Origin of the sequence: Massilia sp. CF038 (genome assembly GCF_900129765.1) — a bacterium.
In the GTDB taxonomy this organism is placed as follows: domain Bacteria; phylum Pseudomonadota; class Gammaproteobacteria; order Burkholderiales; family Burkholderiaceae_D; genus Telluria_A.
In genome coordinates, this window is record NZ_FQWU01000001.1 from 2,031,962 (window position 1) to 2,050,806 (window position 18,845).

An 18,845-nucleotide genomic window follows, 5' to 3' on the forward strand; every position below is an offset into this window, starting at 1 on the left:
TATTTTATGCATACACGCACTTTGGGAGTGGCGGTGAAACCAGGGGGCGTCGCGTCAATACGAGGCGGCTTTACAGGGCTTCGGTCAATGGCAGGCTGATCCGGTTGCGGCCCATGTGTTTGGCGCGGTACAGGGCCGCGTCGGCAATGGCCACCAGCTGGCAAGGCTCGCTGTCGGCGGCGCTCAGGGCGGTGGCTGCACCAATACTGACCGTGACGTGGCGTTCGATGCCGGCACCATGCGGCACGCGCAGGCGCTCGACACGGCAGCGGATTCGTTCGGCCACGATGGCGGCCCCCTTGAGTGACTGATTGGGCAAAATCACGGCAAACTCTTCGCCGCCATAACGCGCCACCAGATCGTTGGCGCGCATCTCGTTGGCCACGGCAAGGGCAATCCGTTTCAGGCATTCATCGCCGCCCAGATGCCCGTTGGCATCGTTATAGGCCTTGAAGTTGTCCACGTCGACCATCAGCAGCGACAAAGGCTGGCGCTGGCGCAGCGCGCGCGACCACTCGGCGCGCAAGGTGTCGTCAAAGCAGCGCCGGTTGGCAAGACCAGTCAGGCCGTCGCGCGTGGCCAGTTGCTCCAGCGCGATCTGGGCCGCTTTTTCTTCGGTCATGTCACGCAAGGTTTGCACCACGGCGCACAAGGTCCCGTCATCGGCGTAAATGGGGCTGGCATCGGCCGCCAGGTAGCGCCGCTTGCCGGTGTAGGGCATGTCGCACCAGCTTTCCACACACAAGGGCGCGTCGGCATCGGGCTGCCCCGTGGCGCGCAAATAGAGTTTGTCCAGTTCATCGGTGCGATGCTGGATCACCAGGTCGGCCAGGGTGGGGCGCGCGGCAGCGTAGAAGCTGCGCCAGTGGTCGCGCGTGCCCAGCACCTCGTCTGCCCCGACGCCAGTGAGGCGCTCGCAGGCCCGGTTCCAGACCATCACCCGGCAATTGGTGTCGAGCACGAAGGTAGGCACGGCCAGCATGTCCACCATCTTGCTGGCAAACACGGCGGGCTGTTCGGCCGCCTGCGAACGACGGCATGGGTGGGTGAGGAGGCTGTTCATGGTCCGTCCCTGTGGGTGGAGTATCCGGATGGCAATTGTTGATTGCTTGCAAGACTTGATTTTGCAGCTCGGCCCCGCGCATCCCTTTGATTTATCACAAACAGATGGAGAATGCCGCTAGTGCGCGATGCAGGTCGGAATGAGCGGGAAGGACAGTGTCAGTAAAGTACCACTGCCAGGCTGGCTGTCGATGGCAACGCAGCCACCGATGGCGGCAGCGCGCTCGCCGATCCCTGCCAGACCGTTGCCGCCGGCAGCGCGGCACAGGGGCATGCCGATGCCGTTGTCGCGCACGGTCATGGTCAACACGGTGCCCGAGCGCGACAAAGTGACCGCCACTTCGCTTGCGTGGGCGTGCCGCACCACATTGGAGAGCGACTCTTGCAGGATCCGAAATACGGCGCCGTCGCGCGCCGCATCGGGACCGCCATCAAGGCAGTGCGGCTCGATCTTGAGCTCGTGGGCAATCCCATGCAGGCGGCTCAGTTCAGCCAATTGCCATTCAATCGCCGCCGGCAGGCCGGCTGCCAGCGCAAGCGGACGCAAATCGTTGATCACGCTGCGCAGCGAGGCGATGGTGCGGTCCAGATGGCCAATCATGGTGCCCACTTTTTGGGCCACCTGGGGATGGGCGCCAGTGGTGCTCACTTGCAGCAGCGACAGGTCGATTTTGAGGGCCAGCAGATGTTGGCCAAGATCGTCGTGGATATCGCGTCCGATGCGCTGGCGCTCCGCTTCGCGCACCGATTCTTGCTGCCGCGCCAGCTTGCACAAGGTGACGTGGGTACTGGCCAGGGCCCGCTCGGCACTGCTGCGCGCCTGCCGCTCTGCCTGGAGTTCGCCGTCGCGCTCGCTGAGCGTCTCGTCGAGCCGCAAATGGCGCTGCAGCAGGGCGTGAAATCCCCATCCCAGCAACAACATCCACAGAAATGCAATGATCATGACAGGCATGGTGAGCATGACATCCTTCCGATTTGTCCGAGGTGGCGAAGCCGACTCTGATAAAGTTACATGGGAGGAAAAGCCTGTACTTGTTGAAGATCAACTTACTTGCGGCGGGGCATTAAGCTAACGCAAGTCGCGCGGCGGCGGCTTTTTCCGGCCTGGCCGCGGCACTTGCTATAATGGAGGGTTGACGTTCAGAGGTGCATGCGTGGCTTACAGTATTAAAGAGATGTTTTATACCTTGCAGGGCGAGGGCGCGCATGCGGGCCGGCCTGCGGTATTTTGCCGTTTTTCGGGCTGCAACCTGTGGAGCGGGCGCGAAGCCGACCGCGCCAGCGCCGTCTGCCAGTTCTGCGACACCGATTTCGTCGGCACCGATGGCGACGGCGGCGGCAAGTTTGCCGCGCCAGCCGCCCTGGCCGAGCGCATCAACAGCTTGTGGCCAGCGAGCCACCCGGCTGGAAAATACGTGGTGTTTACCGGCGGCGAGCCACTCCTGCAGCTCGACAGCGCCCTGATTGACGCCATGCACGCAGCCGGGTTCACCATTGCGATCGAAACCAATGGCACCTTGCCGGTGCCGGCAGGGGTGGACTGGGTTTGCGTGAGCCCCAAAATGGGCGCCAATCTGGTGGTCAAGGGCGGCAACGAAATCAAAGTGGTCATTCCGCAAACCAATCAAGACCTTGGCGCGTACGAAGGCCTGGCGTTCGATCATTTTTTTGTCCAGGCCATGGACGGCCCGCTGGCCGACTTCAATACCCGTCTCGCCATCGAGACCTGCAAACGCAATCCAAAGTGGCACCTGAGCTTGCAAACCCATAAACTTTTACAGATACCCTGACCGCACATGTTGACGATTACCCGCAAGCTCGAATTCGATGCAGGCCACCGCATTCCCGACCACAAAAGCCAGTGCCGCAATCTGCACGGGCACCGCTATACGCTGGAAATCACGCTGGTCGGTGCCGTGATCGAATCGGAAGGCAATTCCGACAATGGCATGATCATGGATTTTTCCGACATCAAGGCGCTGGCCAAGGAACATCTGGTCGACATCTGGGACCATGCTTTTATCGTGTACGAAAAAGACGACAAGGTGCGTGATTTCCTGGCCACCTTGCCTGGACATAAGACGGTGGTGATTGACCGCATCCCGACCGTGGAAAACCTGGCGCGCGTTGCCTTTGACATCCTGAAAGCGGCCTACACCGACCGTTTTGGTACCGGCTTGCATCTGCATAAGCTGGTCTTGCATGAAACCCCGAACTGCTGGGCCGAGATCACCGATGCCTGAGCAGGATTTCATGCGCCTGGCGCTTGAACAGGCCCAGCAGGCATGGCAGCAGGGCGAGGTGCCGGTGGGCGCGGTGGTAGTCAAGGATGGCGTGGTCATTGCCACCGGCCGCAACGGCCCGATCGGACGTCACGACGTGACGGCCCACGCCGAAATTGTCGCTTTGCGCGCGGCTTGCGAAGTGCTGGGCAACTACCGCTTGCCAGGTTGCGAACTGTACGTGACGCTCGAGCCCTGCGCCATGTGCGCCGGCGCCATGCTGCATGCGCGCCTGGCGCGCGTGGTGTATGGTGCCAGCGACCCCAAGACGGGCGCATGCGGCAGTGTGCTCAATCTGTTCGACCAACAACAACTGAATCACCATACCGCACTTCTCGGCGGCATCCTGGCGGACGAAGCAGGCGCCATGCTCAAGGGCTTCTTTGCCGAGCGGCGCCTTGCCGCGCGCGCGGGCGTGGTCGGCGGCCCGACCCCGGGCACGTCCGGCTGAGGGTTGGCAGCGCCAAAAATGGTATCCTCATGCCATGCGAACAGGCCATGCGCTGGCATGGCAACAGGAGAACAGATTGTCACGTAACACAATATCAAGACAGGACAAAGCCGACACGGCGCCCGGTCTGGTCCGGCTGGCGCTGGAAATGCGCGCGCCCTGGGAGTTGGGCATTGCCCTGGCAGCTTATCCATTCGTCAAGAGTGCGCCGCGTGGCGATGGTCATCCGGTGCTGGTGTTTCCCGGCCTGGCCGCAGGCGACGTCACCACGGTCGTGATCCGGCGTTTTTTGCGCGACCTGGGCTACGACGCCCACGCATGGGAGCAGGGCCTCAATTTCGGTCCCCGGCCCGGCGTGCTGGAAGCCTGTGTCGAAAAAATCCGCCAGCTGCGTCAGCAGCATGGCCGTACGGTCAGCCTGGTGGGCTGGAGTCTGGGCGGCGTGTATGCGCGCGAGCTGGCCAAGATGATGCCCGACGACGTGAGACTCGTTATTTCGCTGGGCTCGCCGTTTACCGGCAGCCCCAAAGCCACCAATGCCTGGCGCGTGTATCAGCTGGTGTCGGGCGAAAAAGAGATTGATGAAGCGCGTTTTGCGGCCCTCAAGCAAACGCCAGGCGTGCCAACCACCTCCATTTTCAGCCGCACCGATGGCGTGGTTGCCTGGCAATGCAGCGTGGAGCAGGAAACGGCCACCTCCGAAAACATCGAAGTCCACGCCAGCCACGTGGGCATGGGGCTGAACCCGACCGCGCTGTACGCAATTGCCGACCGGCTGGCGCAGCCCGAAGGGGACTGGAAACGCTTTGACCACAAGGCGCATACCGGCATCAAGAAGCTGCTGTTTCTCGACCCGGCCCGCTCGTCATGGCCGAATCCCTTCTTCGGCCTGTATTAGGCGCAGGGTTTCCTGACCGAGTCACGCCCACCATGCCCATTCTGAAAGTCAACGGCATCAAGATCGCCTGCGAATGCGCGGGCGACCCCAAGGCGATACCGCTGCTGCTGATCATGGGGCTGGGTATGCAGCTCATTGCCTGGCCCGACGACCTGGTTGAGGGACTGGTGGAGCAGGGCTTTTACGTGATCCGTTTCGATAACCGCGACAGCGGCCTGTCGGAGAAATTCGACCATGCGGGCAAGCCCAATCTGCTGCTCGCCTTCCTCAAGACCAAACTGCGCTGGCCCCTGAAAAGCGCCTACACGCTCGACGATATGGCGCGCGATGCGCTGGGCGTTCTGTCTGCTCTGGGCGTGGCGCGTGCGCATGTGGTGGGCGTGTCGATGGGCGGAATGATCGCCCAGCAAATGGCCGCACTGTACCCTGATCGGGTACTGTCCCTGACTTCCATCATGTCCAGCACGGGCAGGCGCGGTTTGCCGGGCCCGACGCCGGCTGCCCGCGCGGCGCTGCTGCGCCGGCCGGCCGATCCGGCCAATCTTGAAAGTGTGATCGATAGCGCCGTGCTCACGTTCCAGGCCATCGGTAGCCCAGCTTACCCGACTCCGGAACCACAACTGCGCGCGCGCGTGGCGCGCGCACTGCGCCGCAACGTCTGCCCGGCCGGGGTGGCGCGTCAGATGGTGGCCATTGCCGCGGCGGGCGACCGCAGTGCCCAGGTGCGCACGATCCAGGCACCGACCCTGGTGATCCATGGCGCGGCCGACCCCTTGATTCCAGCAGCCTGCGGCGAAGACACGGCGCGCCAGATCCCGGGCGCACGCCTGGTCTGCATCGAGGGCATGGGGCACGACCTGCCCGGGCAACTGATCGAACGCCTGCTTGCCTTGATCGACGCGCACGCACACGGTAAGATGAGCCCCGACTCCACAGTGCGGCTCTTCGAAAAACAGTGAAAACCCATTCCATTGGCATCGCCATTGTCGCGCCGAGCGGCAATACGCGCGATGCGGCGCAGCTGGCGCGCGGGGTGCAGCGCCTTGAAGCGCTGGGCCACACGGTCCACAATTACTTTGACCCTGCCCAGGTATTCCAGCGCTTTGGCGGCACCGACGAAGGTCGTCTGGCGCAGCTTGACGCGGCTGCCGCCAACCCGCAGGTGCAAGTGGTCATGGCCTTGCGTGGCTCGTACGGCTTGACGCGCCTGCTGCCGCGGATCGATTTTGCGCGCCTGGCCGCAAGTGGGAAAATCTTCGTGGGCTACAGCGACTTCACCGCCTTTAACATGGCGCTGCATGCGGCCACCGGTGCCGTCAGCTACGCCGGTCCGATGCTACTGTCGGACTTTGCGGCGCCCGAGCCGGAGCCGTTTACCATCGACGGTTTTTTCGACTGCCTGACCAGTGCCACCCGCCGGATCACGCAGCCCGCCGTGGGCAACCCGGCCGTGGCCGTGGACGGCACCATCTGGGGCGGTAACCTGGCAATGATCATGTCGCTCCTTGGCACGCCTTATTTCCCGCGCATCGACGACGGTATTTTATTTGTCGAAGACGTCAATGAGCACCCTTACCGGGTCGAGCGCATGCTGCTGCAATTGCTGCAGGCCGGCGTGCTCGCAAGGCAGAAGGCGCTGATTCTGGGCGATTTTTCCGCCTACAAGCTGGCGCCCAACGACAATGGTTACGATTTCGACGCCATGCTGGCCTACCTGCGCTCGACGCTGCCCATTCCCGTCCTCACGGGACTGCAATATGGCCATTGCCGCAAGCTGGTCACGATTCCCTTCGGCGCCAAGGCGCAGCTGCGCAGCGATGCGAGCCACTTCACCATCGATCTAAGCGGCTATCCTGCCTTGCCGAATGCTTAGCGCTGCGGGGCAGGGCGACTACTACCGCGCCACCAGTCCGGGCCAGCGCTACGCGCGCCTGAATGAAGTGCGCGAGTGCGACGTCTGCATCATCGGTGGCGGCTTTGCCGGCTTGTCCACCGCCGTGGCGCTGAGCGAGCGCGGTCACAAGGACATCGTGCTGCTCGAAGCCGAGCAGGTCGGCTTTGGTGCATCCGGACGCAATGGCGGCTTTGTGTTCGGCGGTTACTCGCTGGGCGAGCGCGCCGTTCTGGCCGCGGCCGGTGCCGAAGACGGCCGCAAGCTGTATCACATGACGCTCGACGCGGTGGAGCAGATCCGGCGCCGCATCAAAGCCTATGCCATCGATTGCGACTTGCAGGAAGAGGGCGTGTATCTGGCCAACTGGTTTGACGATGCGCGCATTCTGGACCAGCAGCAGCGCTTCATGGCAGAGCAGCTGGGGGTGGAATGGGAGCGCGTCAGCAGGGCGCAACTGGCTGAAAAAATCCGCTCCGAGCGCTATTTCGGCGCCTTGTTCGAGCCGGGCGCTTTTCATTTTCACCCATTGAAGTACGCGCAGGGCTTGGCGCGCGCCATCAGCGAACGCGGTGCGCACGTGTACGAAGACAGCCGCGTCACCCGGATCGAGGCGGCAGGCGCCCAGTGGCTGGTGCACACGCCGGGCGGCAGCGTGCGTGCGCGCCAGCTCGTGGTGTGCTGCGGCGGCTACATCGAAAAGCTGTATCCGCGCCTGGGCGGGGCTGTGCTGCCGATCGCCACTTACGTGATGGTGACCGAAGCGCTGCACGAGCGTCTGGGCGACGCCATGCGCACGCGCGCGGCAGTGTATGACACCCGTTTCGCCTTTGACTACTACCGGCCGCTGGCCGACAGCCGCCTGCTGTGGGGCGGGCGCATTTCGATCCGCGCCCGCAGCGGTGCCGATGTGGCGCGCCTGCTGTACCAGGACATGCTCAAGGTCTACCCGCAGCTGGCCGGCACCGGCGTTGACTATGCCTGGAGCGGCATGATGAGTTATGGCCGCCACAAAATGCCGCAGCTGGGCCGCCTGCCAGAAGGTATCTGGTATGGCATGGGCTTTGGCGGCCATGGTGTGGCGCCGACCACCCTGGCCGGTGATGTGCTGGCGGCGGCCATCCTGGGCGAGGGCGATGGCCTGTCCCGTTTTCGTCCATGGGGTTTGCCGTCGACGGGCGGCCCGGCCGGTTTGCTGGCCGCCCAGCTGGCCTACTGGTACTACGAAATGCGCGACTGGATGCGGCAATAGTGGCGGCGCGTTCGGCCAGGATCGATGCTGCCCGCGGCTGCGCCGTGTTTGGCATCCTGCTCGTCAATATCTGGGGCTTCGTGCATGGCTATGCGCTGCAGCGCTATACCGACCTTGCCGGCGCCATGCCGCTGGCGGATCAGGCGGTGCTGTTTTTTGTGACTGCCTTCGCCGAGCAGAAGTTTTACCCGATTTTCTCGTTCCTGTTTGGTGCCGGGTTTGTGCTGCAGACCGGGCGCCGGCGTGCGCCCGGGCCGGCGCTGGACGCCATCCGCGCGAAATACCTGCGGCGCGTGCGCTGGCTGCTGGCATGCGGCGTGGTGCACGGCGCCTTCTTCTGGTTCGGCGATATCCTTACCACGTATGCGCTGCTCGGGTTCTGGCTGGTGCAGTTTGCCGGCGTGCGCCTGGCCTCACTGTGGCGCACCCTGTGGCTGCTGGTGGCGCTCAATGGCGCCATCCTGATCGTGTACGCAGTGGCGGTCGTGGCCACGCCGGCCCCTTCACTGGACGACGCCATCAGCATGGCGTACGAGACGCAGCGCATCCATGCTGTCTATACCCAGGGCGGCTGGCTGGCCATTGCGCGCGAACGCCTGTCGGACTATGCGACCAACCTGGCTGCCGGCTGGATCATCTGGCCGCGCATCGCCTTGCTGTTCATGCTGGGCGTGATCGCAGCGCGCATGGGCTGCCTGACGCGCCCGCAGCGGATGCGCCGTTTCTGGCGCACACTGGCCATTCTGGCGCTGGTCGTTGGCTTGCCGCTCAACCTGTGGGCCGGCGCGGCGGCGGTCAGCGCGGCCATGCAGCCGTTTGCTGCGCTGCCGCTCACGGCGCTGGGGCCGCTGGTGCAAGAGCTTGCCGGCCCCTTGCTGGGCGGCGGCTACCTGGCTGCATTCATGCTGGCGCGTCGCACGCTAGCGGCCTGGCTGGTCCCGGTCGGTCGCATGGCGCTGACCAATTACCTGATGCAGTCGCTCATCGCCATGTTGACGCTGCAAGGCTTCGCGCTTGGTCTGGGCAAGACGCTGGGCGCGCTGCATTTGATGCTGCTGGCGTTTGCCATCATGGCCGCCCAGACGCTGTTCTCGCACTGGTGGATGGCGCATCACCCGCAGGGGCCAATGGAGACCTGGTGGCGCCGTTATACAGATGGCAAGCCGCGGGTATAATTGCCAATTGTTCAACTCCTTTGAAAGCGCCCACATGCCCCGTTTTTGCCGCCTGTTGTTCCCCGTCTTGTTGCTTGCCGTGTCGGCCTCCACCTTTGCCGCCGACCCATATTCGGTGGCGATCGGCGAGCCCCTGGTCGGCAGTATTTTGCCGCGTGGGCGCGTCACGCTGGGCATTCCGGTGAACATCGACAAGAGTTGGGATGGCCTGGCCAGTGCTGACCGTAGCGCCTGGCGCGCCTTTACCGAGATGGACGATCCGGAGGTGACGCCACCATTTCCGCTGCCACACATCCGCGGCTTTCTGAGCAAGCTCAACACCTATGATTTTCCGATGGGGACAGAGTCGGTAACGCGTGACGACCGCATTTTCCTGGTCGTGCGGGTTGCCGAGACGGGCGCCGTCAGTCAGGTTGAAACCATGGACGCCAGTGCCGACGGCAAGCAGGGCTTGAGCGACTACGAAAAAGTGCTGGCTGCGCGCTACAGCTTGGCATTGCTTGCAACCAAGTTTTCACCTGCCCTGTACAAAGGCCAGCCAGCGCCCTCGGCGTTTGTGATGCGCGTGAACCAGACCACCAGCTTGAAGTAGCATAAAGCGCAACTTTTGACAGGGGTTTTGCTGCTGGCGGGCCCCGTCCGCAGCCGTGCAATGGTAAAATGCCCGGTTAATCAAATCACCGCTCGCAAAGGCTTTACCCGTGCTCTCCACTGCTAATATCACCATGCAATTCGGCGCCAAGCCGCTGTTTGAAAACATTTCCGTCAAATTCGGCGATGGCAACCGCTATGGCCTGATCGGCGCCAACGGTTGCGGCAAGTCGACCTTCATGAAGATTCTGGGCGGCGACCTGGAGCCGTCGGCCGGCAACGTCATGCTCGACCCGAACGAGCGCCTGGGTAAATTGCGCCAGGACCAGTTCGCATTTGAAGAGATGCGCGTGCTCGACGTGGTCATGATGGGTCACACCGAACTGTGGAACGCGATTACCCAGCGCGATGCCATCTACGCCAACCCGGAAGCGACCGACGACGACTATATGCACGCGGCCGAACTGGAAAGCAAAGTGGCCGAGTACGACGGCTATTCGGCTGAAGCGCGCGCCGGCGAACTGCTGCTGGGCGCGGGCGTATCGATTGACCAGCACCAGGGCCCGATGAGCGCCGTGGCGCCAGGCTGGAAGCTGCGCGTGCTGCTGGCGCAGGCCTTGTTCTCGAACCCGGACATCCTGCTGCTTGACGAACCAACCAACAACCTGGATATCAACACGATTCGCTGGCTGGAAGATGTGCTTAATGAGCGCAATTCCACCATGGTCATCATTTCCCACGATCGCCACTTCCTCAACCAGGTGTGCACCCACGTGGCCGACATGGACTATGGCACCCTGAAGATCTACCCGGGTAACTACGACGAGTACATGTTCGCCTCGACCCAGGCGCGTAACCAGCAGCTGGCCAACAACGCCAAGGCCAAGGAAAAGGTCGCCGAGCTGCAGGACTTCGTGCGCCGTTTCGCGGCCAACAAGTCCAAGGCCCGCCAGGCCACGTCGCGCGCCAAGCAGATCGAAAAGATCAAGGTTGACGACATCAAACCATCGTCGCGCGCCTATCCCTTCGTGCGCTTCGAAGCCGAGAAAAAGCTGCACCGCCTGGCGGTGGAGGTGGAAGGCATCTCGAAAAAATACGACCGTCAGCTGTTCAAGAATTTCAGCATCATGGTCGAAGCGGGTGAGCGCATTGCCATCATTGGCGCCAACGGCGCCGGTAAGACCACGCTGCTGCGCTGCATCGGCGCCGAGCTGACCGGCCTGCAAGCCGACACCGGCCGCGTCAAGTGGGCCGAAAACGCCAACGTCGGCTACATGCCGCAGGATCCGACCGAGGACTTTGCCACCGACGCCGTGCTGACCGACTGGATCGGCCAGTGGACCAAGGAAGGCGACGACGACCAGGCCGTGCGTTCGATCCTGGGCCGTCTGCTGTTTGGCGGCGACGACGTCAAGAAATCGGTGCGCGTGCTGTCCGGTGGTGAAAAAGGCCGCATGATGTACGGTAAGCTGATGCTGGGCCGGCACAACGTCATGCTGCTCGATGAACCAACCAACCACATGGACATGGAATCGATCGAGTCGCTCAACATCGCGCTGGAAAAATACACCGGCACCCTGATCTTCGTCTCGCACGACCGCGAATTCGTCTCGTCGCTGGCCAACCGCATCCTCGAAATCAAGGAAGACGAAATCGTCGACTTCCGCGGCAATTACGAAGACTACCTGACCAGCCAGGGCATCGACTGAGTTCCTGCACGATTAATTGGCTTGTGAGATAGTAACGACATGAACACGATCGCAATTAAAACCGTCGAATACGACCATCCTGTGGCCGGTGCCAGTTGCACCGCCCAGGCCTGGGCACGGACGCCGGCCGCTCCGTCGGCCGAAGAAAAAGTCGCCCTGAAGGCGCGCATCAAGCGCTTGCTGAAAGAGCGCGAAGCGGTGCTGGTGGCCCACTACTATGTGGACGGCGAATTGCAGGACCTGGCCGAGGAAACCGGCGGCTGCGTCTCCGATTCGCTGGAAATGGCGCGCTTCGGGCGCGACCATCCGGCCAAGACCCTGGTGGTGGCAGGGGTGCGCTTCATGGGCGAGACAGCCAAGATTCTCAGCCCGGAAAAACGCATCCTGATGCCGGACCTGGACGCCACCTGTTCGCTTGACCTGGGTTGCCCGGCCGACGAATTTGCCGCCTTCTGCGACGCCCATCCAGACCGCACCGTGGTCGTGTATGCCAACACCAGCGCCGCCGTGAAGGCGCGCGCCGACTGGATGGTGACCTCGTCGATCGGACTCGATATCGTGGCCCACCTGCACGCGCAGGGCAAAAAGATCCTGTGGGCGCCTGACCGTCACCTGGGTTCCTACATCCAGAAGAAGACCGGCGCCGACATGCTGCTGTGGCAGGGTTCCTGCCTGGTGCACGATGAATTCAAGGGCATCGAACTTGATCTGCTCAAGGCAGAGCATCCGCATGCCAAAGTGCTGGTGCATCCCGAGTCGCCCGCCGGCGTGGTGGCGCTGGCCGATGTGGTGGGCTCGACCACCCAGCTGATCAACGCGGCCCAGACCATGGATGCGACCACCTTCATCGTCGCGACCGACAACGGCATCTTGCACAAGATGCGCGCGGCAGCGCCGGGCAAGCAATTTATCGAAGCGCCGACGGCTGGCAACAGCGCTACCTGCAAGAGCTGCGCGCATTGCCCATGGATGGCCATGAACGGCCTGCAGAATCTGGCCGATGTGCTGGAACACGGCCACAACGAAATTCAGGTTGATCCCGAGATCGGCAAACAGGCGGTGCGGGCAATTGACCGCATGCTCGATTTTGCGGCCGCAAAAAAAGCCAAGGCGCTGCCCAGCGGCGACCTGTCCAAAGAAGCACAACTGTTTTCGGGAGTCGGCCCTGCATGAGTAATTTGCGTAACCCCTTTGACCGCCAGGACGATGCGCTGCAGTCGGCATTCGAATCGAACCTGCTGGCCGCGCTGCTGGAAGACGTGGGCACGGGCGACCTGACGGCCCAGCTGGTGCCTGACGGGGTGCGCGTACGTGCCCGCGTGATCGTGCGCGAAGACGCGGTGCTGTGCGGCGCACCCTGGTTCGAAGGCGTGATGCTGGCGCTTGACCCGTCCATTGAAATCGACTGGCAGTACGGCGAAGGCGACATGATGAATGCCGGCAGCGTGGTGTGCACAATTGAGGCGCCTCCGCGCAGCTTGCTCACGGCCGAACGCAGCGCGCTCAATTTTTTGCAGCTGATGTCGGGTGTGGCCACTTATACGCGCAAGTATGTCGAGCTGATTGCCGGCACCAAGGCAGCCATTCTGGATACCCGTAAAACCGTGCCGGGCCTGCGCCAGGCGCAAAAATACGCGGTGCGCGTGGGCGGCGGGCAGAATCAGCGCATGGCCCTGTTCGACGGGATCCTGATCAAGGAAAACCACATTGCCGCCGCGGGCGGCGTGGCCAAGGCACTCAAGGCAGCGCAAGATCTGAATACCGGCGTGTCGATCCAGATCGAGGTGGAACATCTGTCGCAGCTTGCCGAGGCGCTTGAGGCAGGCGCTACCTCGGTCTTGCTCGATAACTTTGAACTCGATGCGATGCGCGAGGCCGTGGCGCTGAACGCCGGACGGGCCTTGCTGGAAGCATCGGGCGGGGTCAACATGGACAGTGTGCGGGCGATTGCCGAAACAGGGGTCGACCGGATTTCCATCGGCAGCCTGACCAAAGACGTCAAGGCCACCGACTATTCGCTGCGTATTATCGATTGACGCTCTGCTGATCGACGTAGATCAGCTTTGCAGTATCAAATCCAAGCGCCTGGGCTTTGTCGACCAGGCGCTTTTTTGTTGTCTCATCCATGGTGGGCGTGCGCGAGAGCAGCCACAGATACGACTTGTTTGGTCCGCTGATCATGGAGTAGCTGTAGTTTTCCTGGTCCAGATCGAAGACGATGTAGGAACCATAGAACGGGCCGAAGAACGACACCTTCAGATAGGCGGTATCAGGCTGCTCGACAAAGTAGGCCTTTCCTTCCGCCTCTTTCCACTCTGATTTTTCCTTGTTGTAGCCGCGATTGAGCACCTTCAGGCCGCCATCATCGCGCTTGCTGTATTCGGCCGTGACCTGGTTCAAGCCGCGCTCGAAGGAATGGTCGAGACGGGCAATCTCGTACCATTTGCCCAGATATTTGTCGCTCTTGAAGTTGGTGACGGGCTCGATCTGGGGCGGTTTGCCGACGCAGCCGGCCAGCAGCAGGGCTGCCATGATCCATAGTTTGTTCATCGCATATCCTCTGATTGGCTTGTAATGTGGGCAATTCTAGCCCAGGCGAAGCAGACTCGTCGGTTACACCGTCAACAGTGCGGGCAGGATGACCTCGGCTGACTGCTCGACCTTGAGTGCGAGCAAATCGTCGGCGCGCGTTTTGCCCATGTTGACGACGGCAATCGGCTTGCCGGCAGCGGCAGCCAGACGGCAGAAGCGAAAGCCCGAGTACACCATCAGCGACGAGCCAATCACCAGCAGGGCGTCTGCCGCTTCCATGGCGGCCAGGGCCTGTGCGGTGCGCGCGGCCGGCACGCCGTCACCAAAGAACACGACGTCAGGTTTGAGCATGCCGCCGCAGTGCACGCACCAGGGAATGTGGAAGTCGGCCAGCGTGTCCGGTTCCAGTTCGGCGTCGCCGTCAGGCAGGGCGCGCGCGGCGACCGTGCCAAACGTGGGATTGGCGTCATGCAGCTGCTGCTGCACAAAGCTGCGCGTAAAGCTGGCCTGGCAATCGAGGCACACCACGTGGTGAATGCTGCCATGCAGTTCGAGCACGCTGGCGCTGCCGGCGCGCTGGTGCAGGCCATCGACGTTTTGCGTGAGCAGCTGGCCAATGCGGCCCTGGGTTTCCAGCGCAGCCAGGGCATGGTGACCGGCATTTGGCGCCGCGCGCGACAGGGTCGGGTAGCCGGCCATGCTGCGTGCCCAGTAGCGGCGCCGCACCGCATCGTGCTTGACGAAGTCGGGCCCCTGGACCGGCGGCTTGCCGCGCCGTACACCGTCCTTGTCGCGGTAGTCGGGAATGCCGGAGGCGGTGCTCATGCCGGCGCCGGTCAGCACCAGCACGCGCGGGTGGCGCGCGATGAAGTGGGCAAGTTGGTGCAGCGGTTCGGACATGGCGTCCATTTTATGCTATCTGCGCGCCGAGAACACGATGCCTGCCACGATCAGGACAAAGGCCGCTGCGTGGTAAGCGTGCGGCGTCTCGCCCAGAAAAGCCGACGACAGCACGGCAGCAAACAAAGGGGTCAGATTGGTGAAAAAGGCGCCCACACTGGGCCCGGCGCGCTGCACGCCTGCCCCCCAGCAGCGAAAGGCAATGATGGCCGGGCCGATGGCCACATACAGCAGCGCGGCGGCCACCGGCCAGCTCCAGACGATGTGCACGGTCTTGAGTGTCCATTCGCCGGCCGCGAACAGGCCGGACCACATCACGCCGTAGATGACCTGGGCCAGCAGAAACACGGCCCAGTCGGCGCGCTCCTGCGGGCGGTCCTGATCGGTGCGGGTAAGCAGCCAGCTATAGAAGGACCAGGCGATGGTCGCCAAAATCATGTACACGTCGCCCGCTACCAGGCGCATGGCCAGCAGCAGCTCCCACTGGCCCCGGCACAGCACCAGCAGCACACCCGCAATCGACAGCACCGCACCGGCCATCTGCCGCCGCGTCACGGGAGCCTGGAAAAACAGCGCGCCCACCAGCATCATCCACACCGGCATGCCGGCCGCCACCAGGGTGACATTGATGGGGGTGGAGCTTTGCAGCGCCAGGTACTGGAAGGAGTTGTACAGGCCGATGCCCAGCAGACCAAGCAGGGCGTAGCGGCGCCAGTTGCGCAGCAGGGCCGAGCCGGGGGCAAACAAAGCGCGGCCCAGGGGCAGCAAAATGAGCAGCGCGATCGACCAGCGCAGCAGATTGAGCGTCATGGGCGGCACCGCGTCGCGCACCAGCCGCCCGACGATGGCATTCCCGGCCCACAGCAGCGGGGGCAGGGTCAGCAGGGTGATGGTCGACGGTGACAGGCGCGTGTTCATGCGCAGCGTTTAGCGGCGCGGCGGGGTCAGCACGCTGGGCAGCGCCTTGGGCAGCGTGTTCGGGTAATCGCGGCTGAAATGCAGGCCGCGGCTCTCGCGCCGGGTCAGCGCACTGTTGACGATCAGGGACGCCACGTCGACCAGGTTGCGCAGTTCCAGCAAGTCGTGGGTGATGCGGAAGTTGCGGTAGTACTCGTCGATTTCTTCCTTGAGCAGCGCAATGCGGTGCTGCGCCCGTTCCAGCCGCTTGGTGGTGCGCACAATGCCCACGTAATTCCACATGAAGCGGCGCAGTTCATCCCAATTGTGGGCAATGACGACTTCTTCATCAGCGTTGGTGACGCGGCTTTCATCCCAGGCTGGCAGCGAAGGCGTGTCCCCCTGCGGCATCGCGGCAATTTCGTGGGCGCAGGCACGGCCCACCACCAGGCACTCGAGCAGCGAATTGCTGGCCAGGCGGTTGGCGCCGTGCAGACCGGTGCAGGCGGTTTCGCCCACCGCATACAGGCCTGGCACGTCGGTGCGCCCGGCCAGGTCGGTGACAATGCCGCCACAAGTGAAGTGCACGGCCGGCACCACCGGGATCGGCTCCTTGGTGATGTCAATGCCCAGTTCCAGGCAGCGCGCGTAAATGGTGGGGAAGTGCTCCTTGAGGAATTCCGGGCTCTGGTGGCTGATGTCGAGGTTGACGTAATCGAGACCGCGCTTTTTCATTTCAAAGTCGATGGCGCGGGCGACCACGTCGCGCGGCGCCAGCTCGCCCCGCTCATCGTACATGGGCATGAAGCGGGTGCCGGCGGCGGCGCCGGCTTCGGGCGGCAGCTTGAGCAAACCGCCTTCGCCACGGATCGCTTCGGTGATCAGGAAGGACTTGGCATACGGGTGATACAGGCAGGTCGGGTGGAACTGGATGAATTCCATGTTCGAGACGCGGCAGCCGGCGCGCCAGGCCATGGCAATGCCGTCGCCGGTGGCGGTGTCGGGATTGGTGGTGTACAGGTAGACCTTGCCGGCGCCGCCCGTGGCCAGCACCGTGTGCTCGGCTTCGAAGGTGAGGACCTGGCCGGTCTTTTCATCCTGCACGTACAGGCCGTAGCAATGGGGCTGGCTGCCGCCGGTGGGCTTGATGCCCAGCTTGTCGGAGGTGATCACGTCAATCGCGCAGTGCTGCTCGAACAGGGAAATGTTTGGATGGGCGCGTACCTTCTGTTCCAGCGTGACCTGGACCGCGTGGCCGGTGGCGTCCGCCGCGTGGATGATGCGGCGCTGGCTATGGCCGCCTTCGCGCGTCAGGTGGAAACCCAGTTCGGCGCTGGCGTCGCGCGTAAACGGCACCCCTTGCTCGATCAGCCATTCGATTGCCTCGCGTCCGTGTTCGACAATGAAGCGGGTGGCCGCTTCGTCGCACAGGCCGCCGCCGGCAATCAGGGTATCGTCGATATGCTGCTGGTGGGTGTCGCCCGAATCGAGCACAGCGGCAATACCGCCCTGGGCCCAGTTGCTGGCGCCGTCGAGCAGGGCGCGCTTGGAAATGATGGCGACCTTGCGCGTCTGCGCGAGGTGGAGGGCAACCGAGAGGCCGGCAAGGCCGCTGCCGACAATAGCGACGTCAAATTTCATGATGAGCAAGGTGGTTTGTACAGAAACACCACTATAGACTATTTGCCACGGCTTCGTCTGGCCTGTAGGAAATGGCCAAGCGCGCTTGTTCGTAGTCAATGCCCGCCAGTGCGCTCTCCGCCACACTCAAAGGGCTGTTTTCATCCCCAAGACGGAGGAGCCCCGTGATCCGGATCTTTAATCACTATGTTTCAAAAGTGGCATTTATTTTGCTCCTGCTGGAACTGGTGATGTTGCTGGCCACGGTCAGTGTGGCATCGGCGATCTGGGTGTCGGACGGCCAGGCCTATTTCAGCCCCACCAATCTGTACATTTCTTCGCTTGCATTTGCGCTGGTAATCATCTTCAGCATGAGCGCCCTGGGCATGTACCAGCACAGCACGCGCGAGGGCATGCGCATCACGCTGTTCCGGATCATGCCCTCGTTTGCCCTGGGCTTTGCCCTGCTCAGCGCCCTGATTGCCATCCGGCCCGATCTGTCGGTCGGGCGCGGCGTGAGCAGCATCATCTTTGCCCTGGGTGCTACCGGCGTGGTGCTGACCCGGCTGGTGGTGTTCAAGTCGGCCGAGTCGGCGCTGCTGGAAGCGCGCCTGATCTTCATTGGCAGCGGCCCCATTGCGCGCGAATGCATGGAGCTGGCCGTGCGCAAATTCGGTTTTCACCAGTTTAAGGTGGTGGGCTGCCTGCCGGTGGCGGGCGAAGCGACTTGCGTGCCTGACAGCTACTTGTTGCCAATGGCGGAATCGCTCTTGACGATGGCGCAAAAATACGAAGCCAGCGAGATTGTCGTGACGGTCGGGGAACGCCGCAGCAGCGCCTTTCCGGTCGATCAATTGCTGCAATGCGCGTTGGGCGGCGTGCGCGTGATCGATGCGGCCACCTTCTTCGAGCGCGAAGCGTGCCAGATCCGGCTCGATTCCTTGCAGCCCAGTTATCTGATCTTCGGGGGCGGGTTTGACCAGAGCTTTATACGCGCCAGTTCCAAGCGCCTGTTCGATCTGCTGGCCAGCGTGCTGCTGTTCGTGCTGGGTTTGCCCGTGATGCTCGCTGCCGCCGCCGCCATTGCCATTGAAGGCAAGGGGCCGATTTTCTACCAGCAAGAGCGGGTTGGCCGCCATGGCCAGCTGTTCAAGGTGCTGAAATTTCGCAGCATGCGCAAGGATGCCGAGGAGGGCGGCTTGCCCACCTGGGCTGCTGCCAACGATCCCCGTGTGACCCGGGTCGGGCGGGTGCTGCGCACGCTGCGCATTGACGAATTGCCGCAACTGTTTAACGTGCTCAAGGGCGACATGAGTTTTGTAGGGCCGCGGCCCGAACGGGCCTACTTTGTCGATCAGCTGATTTGCGACGTTCCTTATTACAACGTCAGGCACGGGATCAAGCCCGGCATTACAGGCTTGGCCCAAGTACGGTATCAATATGGCGCCTCCAAGGACGACGCCGTCCAGAAATTGCAGTACGACCTCTACTACGTCAAGAACAACAGCTTATTCCTCGATATTCTGATCCTGATCGATACGGTCCAGGTGGTCCTGCTCGGGAAGGGCAGTCGCTAACGCAAGGA

Annotated in this window: 19 protein-coding genes; 13 read left to right on the top strand and 6 right to left on the bottom strand. The window is 62.8% G+C overall.

Annotation, left to right across the window (positions count from 1 at the left end):
• Positions 1-70 precede the first annotated feature (70 nt).
• Positions 71-1,063, bottom strand: coding sequence for a sensor domain-containing diguanylate cyclase (locus BUC24_RS09275; RefSeq protein ID WP_073214123.1), 993 nt, complete (start codon positions 1,061-1,063; stop codon positions 71-73).
• Positions 1,064-1,180: 117 nt separating this feature from the next.
• Positions 1,181-2,023, bottom strand: coding sequence for a sensor histidine kinase (locus BUC24_RS09280; RefSeq protein WP_073214128.1), 843 nt, complete (start codon positions 2,021-2,023; stop codon positions 1,181-1,183).
• A 193-nt stretch (positions 2,024-2,216) separates the two neighbouring features.
• Between BUC24_RS09280 and queE the strand changes: the two genes are divergently transcribed.
• From queE to nadC, 12 genes are all read left to right on the top strand, one after another.
• The gene (gene queE, locus BUC24_RS09285; protein ID WP_073214131.1) at positions 2,217-2,852 is read left to right on the top strand and encodes a 7-carboxy-7-deazaguanine synthase; all 636 of its coding nucleotides are present in this window, start codon (positions 2,217-2,219) and stop codon (positions 2,850-2,852) included.
• A 6-nt stretch (positions 2,853-2,858) separates the two neighbouring features.
• Complete coding sequence (queD, locus tag BUC24_RS09290; RefSeq protein ID WP_073214134.1) at positions 2,859-3,305, top strand: 6-carboxytetrahydropterin synthase QueD; 447 nt, start codon at positions 2,859-2,861, stop codon at positions 3,303-3,305.
• The gene (tadA, locus tag BUC24_RS09295; protein WP_073214138.1) at positions 3,298-3,795 is read left to right on the top strand and encodes a tRNA adenosine(34) deaminase TadA; all 498 of its coding nucleotides are present in this window, start codon (positions 3,298-3,300) and stop codon (positions 3,793-3,795) included. The genes queD and tadA overlap by 8 nt, the downstream gene beginning before the upstream one ends.
• Positions 3,796-3,871: 76 nt before the next feature.
• Entirely contained in the window at positions 3,872-4,693 is an 822-nt protein-coding gene (locus BUC24_RS09300; protein ID WP_307188461.1) for an esterase/lipase family protein, read from the top strand.
• A gap of 32 nt (positions 4,694-4,725) precedes the next feature.
• Positions 4,726-5,652, top strand: a complete 927-nt coding sequence (locus tag BUC24_RS09305; RefSeq protein WP_073214140.1) for an alpha/beta fold hydrolase — start codon at positions 4,726-4,728, stop codon at positions 5,650-5,652.
• Positions 5,649-6,566, top strand: coding sequence for a muramoyltetrapeptide carboxypeptidase (ldcA, locus tag BUC24_RS09310; protein WP_073214143.1), 918 nt, complete (start codon positions 5,649-5,651; stop codon positions 6,564-6,566). Before BUC24_RS09305 ends, ldcA begins: the two co-directional genes overlap by 4 nt.
• On the top strand, positions 6,559-7,836 hold the full coding sequence (locus BUC24_RS09315) for an NAD(P)/FAD-dependent oxidoreductase (protein WP_073214146.1): 1,278 nt from the start codon (positions 6,559-6,561) through the stop codon (positions 7,834-7,836). The genes ldcA and BUC24_RS09315 overlap by 8 nt, the downstream gene beginning before the upstream one ends.
• The gene (locus tag BUC24_RS09320; protein ID WP_178372508.1) at positions 7,836-9,011 is read left to right on the top strand and encodes a DUF418 domain-containing protein; all 1,176 of its coding nucleotides are present in this window, start codon (positions 7,836-7,838) and stop codon (positions 9,009-9,011) included. The genes BUC24_RS09315 and BUC24_RS09320 overlap by 1 nt, the downstream gene beginning before the upstream one ends.
• 34 nt (positions 9,012-9,045) lie before the next feature.
• Entirely contained in the window at positions 9,046-9,603 is a 558-nt protein-coding gene (locus BUC24_RS09325) for a hypothetical protein (RefSeq protein WP_143167441.1), read from the top strand.
• 109 nt (positions 9,604-9,712) lie between these two features.
• Positions 9,713-11,311, top strand: a complete 1,599-nt coding sequence (locus tag BUC24_RS09330) for an ABC-F family ATPase (RefSeq protein ID WP_073214152.1) — start codon at positions 9,713-9,715, stop codon at positions 11,309-11,311.
• A 39-nt stretch (positions 11,312-11,350) separates the two neighbouring features.
• The gene (gene nadA, locus BUC24_RS09335) at positions 11,351-12,484 is read left to right on the top strand and encodes a quinolinate synthase NadA (RefSeq protein ID WP_073214154.1); all 1,134 of its coding nucleotides are present in this window, start codon (positions 11,351-11,353) and stop codon (positions 12,482-12,484) included.
• Positions 12,481-13,347: a carboxylating nicotinate-nucleotide diphosphorylase gene (gene nadC / locus BUC24_RS09340; RefSeq protein WP_073214157.1), complete on the top strand. Its 867-nt coding sequence runs from the start codon at positions 12,481-12,483 to the stop codon at positions 13,345-13,347. The genes nadA and nadC overlap by 4 nt, the downstream gene beginning before the upstream one ends.
• Here nadC and BUC24_RS09345 read toward each other — a convergent pair.
• The 4 genes from BUC24_RS09345 to nadB form a co-directional block, all read right to left on the bottom strand.
• Positions 13,337-13,861, bottom strand: a complete 525-nt coding sequence (locus BUC24_RS09345; protein ID WP_073214160.1) for a lipocalin family protein — start codon at positions 13,859-13,861, stop codon at positions 13,337-13,339. The genes nadC and BUC24_RS09345 overlap by 11 nt on opposite strands.
• Positions 13,862-13,924: 63 nt before the next feature.
• Positions 13,925-14,752: an NAD-dependent protein deacetylase gene (locus BUC24_RS09350; RefSeq protein WP_073214163.1), complete on the bottom strand. Its 828-nt coding sequence runs from the start codon at positions 14,750-14,752 to the stop codon at positions 13,925-13,927.
• Between the two features lie 6 nt (positions 14,753-14,758).
• Positions 14,759-15,661, bottom strand: a complete 903-nt coding sequence (locus BUC24_RS09355) for a DMT family transporter (RefSeq protein WP_073214164.1) — start codon at positions 15,659-15,661, stop codon at positions 14,759-14,761.
• Positions 15,662-15,670: 9 nt separating this feature from the next.
• Positions 15,671-17,281 (bottom strand): L-aspartate oxidase, encoded by a 1,611-nt coding sequence (nadB, locus tag BUC24_RS09360; protein WP_073215049.1) that lies wholly within the window; start codon positions 17,279-17,281, stop codon positions 15,671-15,673.
• Positions 17,282-17,445: 164 nt separating this feature from the next.
• Here nadB and BUC24_RS09365 point away from each other — a divergent pair, with 164 nt between their 5' ends.
• Positions 17,446-18,837 (top strand): TIGR03013 family XrtA/PEP-CTERM system glycosyltransferase, encoded by a 1,392-nt coding sequence (locus tag BUC24_RS09365; protein ID WP_073214167.1) that lies wholly within the window; start codon positions 17,446-17,448, stop codon positions 18,835-18,837.
• Positions 18,838-18,845 lie beyond the last annotated feature (8 nt).

Excerpts from the sequence above, each read along its gene's own strand:
- tadA (WP_073214138.1), top strand. The coding sequence starts at position 3,298 with ATGCCTGAGCAGGATTTCATGCGCCTGGCGCTTGAACAGGCCCAGCAG.
- BUC24_RS09275 (WP_073214123.1), bottom strand. The coding sequence starts at position 1,063 with ATGAACAGCCTCCTCACCCACCCATGCCGTCGTTCGCAGGCGGCCGAA.
- BUC24_RS09280 (WP_073214128.1), bottom strand. The coding sequence starts at position 2,023 with ATGCTCACCATGCCTGTCATGATCATTGCATTTCTGTGGATGTTGTTG.
- nadB (WP_073215049.1), bottom strand. The coding sequence starts at position 17,281 with ATGAAATTTGACGTCGCTATTGTCGGCAGCGGCCTTGCCGGCCTCTCG.
- nadC (WP_073214157.1), top strand. The coding sequence starts at position 12,481 with ATGAGTAATTTGCGTAACCCCTTTGACCGCCAGGACGATGCGCTGCAG.
- BUC24_RS09305 (WP_073214140.1), top strand. The coding sequence starts at position 4,726 with ATGCCCATTCTGAAAGTCAACGGCATCAAGATCGCCTGCGAATGCGCG.
- nadA (WP_073214154.1), top strand. The coding sequence starts at position 11,351 with ATGAACACGATCGCAATTAAAACCGTCGAATACGACCATCCTGTGGCC.
- BUC24_RS09345 (WP_073214160.1), bottom strand. The coding sequence starts at position 13,861 with ATGAACAAACTATGGATCATGGCAGCCCTGCTGCTGGCCGGCTGCGTC.
- BUC24_RS09325 (WP_143167441.1), top strand. The coding sequence starts at position 9,046 with ATGCCCCGTTTTTGCCGCCTGTTGTTCCCCGTCTTGTTGCTTGCCGTG.
- BUC24_RS09350 (WP_073214163.1), bottom strand. The coding sequence starts at position 14,752 with ATGGACGCCATGTCCGAACCGCTGCACCAACTTGCCCACTTCATCGCG.
- BUC24_RS09315 (WP_073214146.1), top strand. The coding sequence starts at position 6,559 with ATGCTTAGCGCTGCGGGGCAGGGCGACTACTACCGCGCCACCAGTCCG.
- queD (WP_073214134.1), top strand. The coding sequence starts at position 2,859 with ATGTTGACGATTACCCGCAAGCTCGAATTCGATGCAGGCCACCGCATT.
- BUC24_RS09355 (WP_073214164.1), bottom strand. The coding sequence starts at position 15,661 with ATGAACACGCGCCTGTCACCGTCGACCATCACCCTGCTGACCCTGCCC.